This window comes from Candidatus Melainabacteria bacterium RIFOXYA2_FULL_32_9 (genome assembly GCA_001784615.1).
Lineage (GTDB): Bacteria > Cyanobacteriota > Vampirovibrionia > Gastranaerophilales > UBA9579 > UBA9579.
Map to the genome: position 1 here is coordinate 1 of MFRQ01000144.1, position 6,436 is coordinate 6,436.

The window sequence follows — 6,436 nt, forward strand, 5'->3', positions numbered from 1 at the left end:
AAATTAAGACGAAGAAATTTTTTGTTTGTTACTTAATTAGAGCAACTCGAGTAAAAAGTGAGTTAGAATTACTAAAATTGCAAGGTAAACCTGTTCAAAAAACATTAGAAAGAGCAGAAAAGTTAGTAGGAAAAATACAGGGAAGAATAAATGATTCTATAAAATCGTTAAACATTTATGTATAATTTATTTCCTCAAATGTTTGATATATTTAATTATTTGGAGAAATATTCAATATCTGATAGAATTTGCTCGATAAACTCTTATCTATCGTAAATTTTTCAAGACAGTATTTTAAATCCATTTTGACTTTATCTTCAGCTTCTTTCTTAGTCAGGTGCTTTTCTTGTATATACCATTTCTTATATTTAGATAGAAAAATCCTTATATCCTGTTCTGTTTCAAGATGGTTAATCAGTCCCAAGAGTCCAACGTACGTATTATAGCTATCAAACACCATTTACCTCACTTTTAAAGAAATGATTGTTTTTATAATCATAAATTATAGCACGTGTAAAAATTAATGACTATACTTTTAATAGAAACGCGGTTTAAAACTCAGGACAGCTAATTCTAGCAATAATGACTCTATCAATATTACTGTAATCTTTAATTATATTGATATCAGCATAACCGGCAGATTCAAGCAGCTCTTTTATATATACAGATTGAGAAAACCCTATTTCTACAGCTAAATAACCATTAAAATTCAATCTTGATTTGGCCTGCTCTATGAGCTTTTGATAAAAAGATATCCCTTTTTCATCATCAACAAACAATGCCAGATGAGGTTCATGTTCTGAAACTTCAAATTGTAAGCTTTCTCTGTCTTGTATTGAGATATAAGGTGGATTTGAAACGATTATATCAAATTTTTCCTCAACAGATTCAAGTATATCAGATTGAATAAATTCAACTTTATCTGTAACTTCTAATATTTTGGCATTGATTTTAGCTACACCGAGAGCTTGTTTAGATATATCTGTAGCAAGTATTTTTTGGTCGCTTAATTTGGCAAGCATACAGGCAATACATCCTGATCCTGTACCTATATCAATTATTTTAAGTTCTTTATTTTGCTTTTTGATTAAATCTAAGACTCTTTCAACCAGTATTTCTGTTTCTGGCCTTGGAATCAAAACATTTTCGTTAACATAGAATTCATAACCCATAAAATAAGCAATATTTGTTAAATACTGAATGGGAATTTTTTCCTGAACCCTTTTTTGTACTAATAAATTAAAGTTTTTTATCTTGCTTCCCGGCAATATTAGATTAGGCCTACTTATTACATCTTTTTTTTTGAGGCCAAAAACATATTCCATTAATATATCAGCTTCAATATAAGCTTCAGTATCAGAAACCCCACTTTTTTGAAGCTCAAAAGCAGCATCTTGACGAGTATTTTTTATTGAATTATCAAGCATTGACAGAGTCTGCTAGTTTTTCCAATTTAATTTTCTGATCATACATTATTAGGTGCTCGATTAGCTCATCTAATTCACCTTCAATAACTGTTTTAACGTTTAAGTTCTGATTAATTCTATGATCAGTACATCTTCCTTGAGGGAAATTGTATGTTCTAATTCTTTCACTTCTATCGCCTGTACCAACTTGAGATCTTCTAAGATCGGTTATTTCCTTCATTTGTTTCTGAAGTTCCATATCGTAGAGCTTGGCTTTAAGAATTTGCATAGCTCTTTCTTTATTTTGAAGCTGACTTCTTTCTTCTGTACAATGGACCATTAAACCAGTTGGTTTGTGAACGATTCTTACTGCAGTTTCAACCTTATTTACGTTTTGGCCACCTGCTCCACCTGCTCTTGCGGTTGTAATTTCCAGATCATTAGTAGCAATGTTGATTTCTACATCATCAACTTCAGGCATAACTGCCACTGTGGCTGTACTTGTATGAATTCTACCCTGGGATTCAGTAACAGGAACTCTTTGTACTCTGTGTACACCTGATTCATATTTTAGCCTGCTATAAACGCCATCACCTTGCATAGAAATTACAGCTTCACTTATTCCGCCAAGTTCACCTTCTGAAACACCTAACACTTCTGTTTTCCAACCTAATTTTTCAGCATATCTTAAATACATTCTCATTAAATCGGCAGCAAAAATGTTGGCTTCATCACCACCAGCACTGCCACGGATCTCAAGCATAATATCTTTTTCATCATTAGGGTCTTTAGGTAATAAAAGAAGCTTCATTTTCTCTTCACATTCAGTGATTTTAGATTCTGCTGTTTCTATCTCATTTTGAAGAAACATTTTCATATCAGGATCGTTTTCGCCTCTTATTAATTGAGCAGCATCATCACGGATTGATATGGATTCTTGCCAACGATGATAAGTATCAACGGTTTCTTCCATTGATTTTCTTGTTTTAGATAATCTTTTAAACTGCTCATAATCCTGAATAACACCAGGATCACTAAGTTTTTCCCCTAATTCTATATAGCTTTTTTCAACACTTTTAATTTTTTCTAACATATCTTTCATGGCTTAACTCCAGTATTCCAGATGGTTTAATTAGCCTTTGCAGCATACCTGCCACAGCTTCGTATTTCATCACAATGTCCATTAACTTCACATTTTGGTACGAGATATTCACTTAACCAGGGATCTTTCTCTATTGCCAGCTCACACATTTTCTTAACGAGTTTTCTAATTTCGTGCTGTGCATTTGTACAAAGTCTCAGGTTTGCAAGATGAATCATCTCCCTTAAATTAAGACTTGCAATAAGAGAACTTGTTGCACCATTCGGCAAAATGAATCTGGCATCTTCTGCAGGAATTCCTTTTTCTATTAATTTAGCATAGAAATCAGAAGTTTTTCCCATAAAATCATTATATTCTGCAATTAACTCAGGATCTTTAATGGTTGGGGGAACTACATATTCAAATTGTCCTTTTTCTGTCACGTATCTTTGTGATTTTTGCGAGAAGGACATATGACGATGCCTTACTAATTGATGCGTACAAGCTCTACTAACCCCGCTAATAGAATAAACATACTGACAATGTTCGATTGTACTATGATGACCAGATGCTAAAACCTTTTTTACCAGATTTAGCATTTTTTCCTCATTTGGAGCATTATCCCAAATATTTATAGGATAATCTGCCGAATAACAAGTTCTGCAAGCTGTGTAAATGGTTTTTAGTGTGTTTTCCGGTGTGCTAATTAAATTAACAATAGGAAATTCTTTATTATTAGTCATAGTAATTATTTTTCTATATTAAACTCTCATAGATTTTTATCTTTATTAGAGAATATCTTAGCATATTCTATGTAAGAAGCCCGTGAAAATATAAACGGGCTCATTATGCTAAGATATTAAGTTATTAGTTACTTATTTTCTTTTTTTGCGTAACGTTTGTTGAAACGTTCTACTCTACCTTCAGTATCCATAATTTTTTGTGTACCGGTATAGAATGGGTGGCAGCTGCTGCAAATTTCAACTCTTACGTTCTCTTTAACTGAGCCTGTCTCAATAACGTTTCCACATACGCAACTTATTTGTGTTTTTTTATAATCAGGATGAATACCTTGTTTCATTGCAAAATACCTCTTTAACTGTAAAGGATAACTACGTAAGTTAATATTATCACAAGCAAAATTTTATCGTAAATTTAGAAAAATTTTTCTCAATAAAAGTTTAAATTTTAGGTAATTACATAAAAACTTTACTCAACTAAGAGACTTTGTTAAATATTTTTAGTTCCGGTAATAGGATTAGATCTTTATAATAACTGACTAATAATAACAGAGCTATTAAGTTTTTTAGCGGTTATAGTGTTCTCAAAAATTGTACAACGTAAATTGATTGTGATACATTAAAATTAACTTATTTAATAATCTTAAAAAGATGATTGAAAAAATGGTAAGTATAAAAGATTTGTTAAAAGAAAAACAGGAATATACCAAGCAAGATATTGTTTCTCTTTTAAAAATAAACGATAAAACAGCGTTAGAAGATTTATATGCACTTGCTGACAGTGTTAGAGAAAAATATGTCGGCAATGTGATTCATGTGCGTGGAATTGTTGAATTCTCAAATTATTGTTCAAAGAATTGCCTGTATTGCGGAATAAGAAGATCTAATGATCAAGTTCATCGATATAGAATGGATGAAGATAAAATAATTAAATCTGCTAAAAAAGCTGAAGGCTTAGGATATAAACCGGCTATTTTGCCGTCCGGGGAAGATTCTTATTATGATGTTGATAAAGTAGTGAGAATTATTAAAGCAATAAAAGAATCTACAAACTTATTTATCACATTAAGCATTGGTGAAAGACCCGAAATTGAATATAAATTAATGAAAGAAGCCGGTGCAGACAGGTATCTTTTAAAGCATGAAACCAGTGATCCTATTCTTTATAGACAGTTACATCCTGATTTAAAATATTCAAACAGAATAAAATGCCTTAGAGCATTAAAACAACTTGGCTATGAGACAGGAAGCGGAATTATGATCGGACTTCCAGGACAGACTTTAGAAAGTATAGCCAATGATATTCTTCTGTTTAAAGCTATGGATATTGATATGATTGGAATGGGGCCTTATCTGCCACATCCTAATACTCCTTTAGCCAGAAAGTTTGAACAGGCGGGTGGGTATTTTGCTCCAGCTATAGGTTATTTTGATGTCGAAGAAATGGTATATAAGATAATCGCAATAACAAGAATAGTTACAAAAACCACTCATATTCCTGCCACAACTGCATTAGGGGTTATAAATGAAAAAGAAGGCAAGGAAACTGCTCTAAAATGTGGAGCAAATGTATTTATGGTGAATATTACAGATCAGGAATATAAACAGTACTATGAAATATATCCGGCTAAGATTCAACTAAGCAATAAAAATCCTGATTCTATAAGTGAAATTTCTTCAAAATTTAAAAGCTTAAATAGACAGGTTCAGTAAATATTTGGTAGTGATATAGAACGTATTCAGAAATCAAATTTTCCTAGTGTCATTGCGAGGTGCCAAAGGCACTTATTTATGTCATTAATCCTTCCAACAATATACAGCGTCATTGCGAGGAACGAAATGCAATGAAGTGACGAAGCAATCCAAAAGAAGATAGTATAATATTATTTGGATTGGTGACACAGTCACCTTTTATAACTCATAAATCACTGTAATTAAGACTAAGATTGTAGAGTTTAATGGTGCAGCTTTGCTGCCTCGCAATGACAGTGCGACGATTAGTCGGATTATTGCTCTGAAAAAATTTATCACTTTAATTTTTACCATTACCAAATATTTTTCCCAAATAAAAAAAGGACTTTTATGTCCTTTGGGGGTTATTTACATGAGTGATTGTTTTAAACTGTTAAGCTACGTATTTAAATGACCTTTCAATATTTTTATCGATAATTTTTTGAACGGATTCAAGTTCTGTACTAACTGTTTTGTGTAGAGTCTGAAATTGAAGTGATTGCATTTCTAACATTTTATCAACTTGCTGCAACATAGCTGATCTTGGATCTTCCTGAGCTTCAGGACCTGCTGCCATTTGTGTTTGAGCTAATGACATTGTGGCCTGAGCTAGCATCATCCTGCGTTGAGATATTTGCTGCATTGCAAACTCAAGATCTGACTTTCTTGAGGTCAGCATTAAGATTCTTGCTTGGCTGGCTACTAAACCCATACCCTTACTCCTTTATTCCCATTTCCTATATAAGCTTTATTTTTGTAGTCCGGGTTTCTTATAGAAGTTCTCCCATTTATATAAAAACAAATAGAAAATGGGAATTGCTTTTATAATTTCACTCAATCAGGAATACATGTATTTTTACTCAAAACCCTCTTGAACATTGAGCTTTTGGCAATTAAAACTATGACTGTCGACAAATTGCATATCTAATTTTTATATATGACTGAAATAGAAATATATTATCGGATATATAAAAAATAAATATGGTGATTGTTTTTTTATATTTAAAATTTGTAAAATATCTTAATAATTCAGTAATTTATATGTCTAATCTACATTTCAAGACGAGTAATTATTCCATGAATCTTTTGTGCAGGCAATTTATAAAATTGCACAAAAGAAGGAGTAAGTTTTTTAATTACTGCAAATGTGCTCCAAATCGGGTTGCCGGTTACTATTTCTTCAAGACCGTAAAATATAACTTTTTCGTTAATTCCTGACTGCTTTATTATATCTTCAACATCGATCACTTCCATATAACCTATTTGTATTTCAAAAGACCTTAAGCCTTTTGCGAAATCTTCTTTAAAAAATGCATTGATACCGAACGGACAATCAATAATATTAATAGAAACTATAATATTATCTTCGTAAATAATGTTATTTACAAACATTGTATTTACAATATAAGGAGGCACTTTTCTCATATCTCTTGCGAAAAATAATGCACTACCATTTATTTTGTTTGAACTTGCATATA

7 protein-coding genes and 2 pseudogenes are annotated in these 6,436 nt (G+C 31.7%); 2 read left to right on the top strand and 7 right to left on the bottom strand.

Annotation, left to right across the window (positions count from 1 at the left end; all coding sequences use genetic code 11):
- Positions 1–185, top strand: a pseudogene (locus A2255_07235) (hypothetical protein).
- 26 nt (positions 186–211) lie between these two features.
- Here A2255_07235 and A2255_07240 read toward each other — a convergent pair.
- The 5 genes from A2255_07240 to A2255_07260 all read right to left on the bottom strand — a co-directional run bounded on the left by A2255_07240 (position 212) and on the right by A2255_07260 (position 3,568).
- A complete protein-coding gene (locus A2255_07240) occupies positions 212–460 on the bottom strand; it encodes a hypothetical protein (GenBank protein ID OGI17537.1) in 249 nt (82 codons plus the stop codon).
- A gap of 91 nt (positions 461–551) precedes the next feature.
- Positions 552–1,427, bottom strand: a complete 876-nt coding sequence (locus tag A2255_07245; GenBank protein OGI17538.1) for a protein-(glutamine-N5) methyltransferase, release factor-specific — start codon at positions 1,425–1,427, stop codon at positions 552–554.
- Positions 1,420–2,508: a peptide chain release factor 1 gene (locus tag A2255_07250; GenBank protein ID OGI17539.1), complete on the bottom strand. Its 1,089-nt coding sequence runs from the start codon at positions 2,506–2,508 to the stop codon at positions 1,420–1,422. Before A2255_07250 ends, A2255_07245 begins: the two co-directional genes overlap by 8 nt.
- A 26-nt stretch (positions 2,509–2,534) precedes the next feature.
- A complete protein-coding gene (locus A2255_07255) occupies positions 2,535–3,230 on the bottom strand; it encodes a thymidylate synthase, flavin-dependent (protein OGI17540.1) in 696 nt (231 codons plus the stop codon).
- Positions 3,231–3,358: 128 nt separating this feature from the next.
- The gene (locus A2255_07260; GenBank protein ID OGI17541.1) at positions 3,359–3,568 is read right to left on the bottom strand and encodes a 50S ribosomal protein L31; all 210 of its coding nucleotides are present in this window, start codon (positions 3,566–3,568) and stop codon (positions 3,359–3,361) included.
- Positions 3,569–3,899: 331 nt separating this feature from the next.
- Between A2255_07260 and A2255_07265 the strand changes: the two genes are divergently transcribed.
- Positions 3,900–4,940: a [FeFe] hydrogenase H-cluster radical SAM maturase HydE gene (locus A2255_07265; GenBank protein OGI17547.1), complete on the top strand. Its 1,041-nt coding sequence runs from the start codon at positions 3,900–3,902 to the stop codon at positions 4,938–4,940.
- A gap of 412 nt (positions 4,941–5,352) precedes the next feature.
- Here the strand turns inward: A2255_07265 and A2255_07270 are convergent, their stop codons facing one another.
- Both A2255_07270 and A2255_07275 read right to left on the bottom strand, forming a co-directional pair.
- Positions 5,353–5,670 carry a hypothetical protein gene (locus A2255_07270; protein ID OGI17542.1) on the bottom strand — a complete coding sequence of 106 codons (318 nt, stop codon included), beginning with the start codon at positions 5,668–5,670 and terminating at the stop codon, positions 5,353–5,355.
- A 338-nt stretch (positions 5,671–6,008) separates the two neighbouring features.
- A pseudogene (locus tag A2255_07275) lies at positions 6,009–6,436 on the bottom strand (potassium transporter Kup).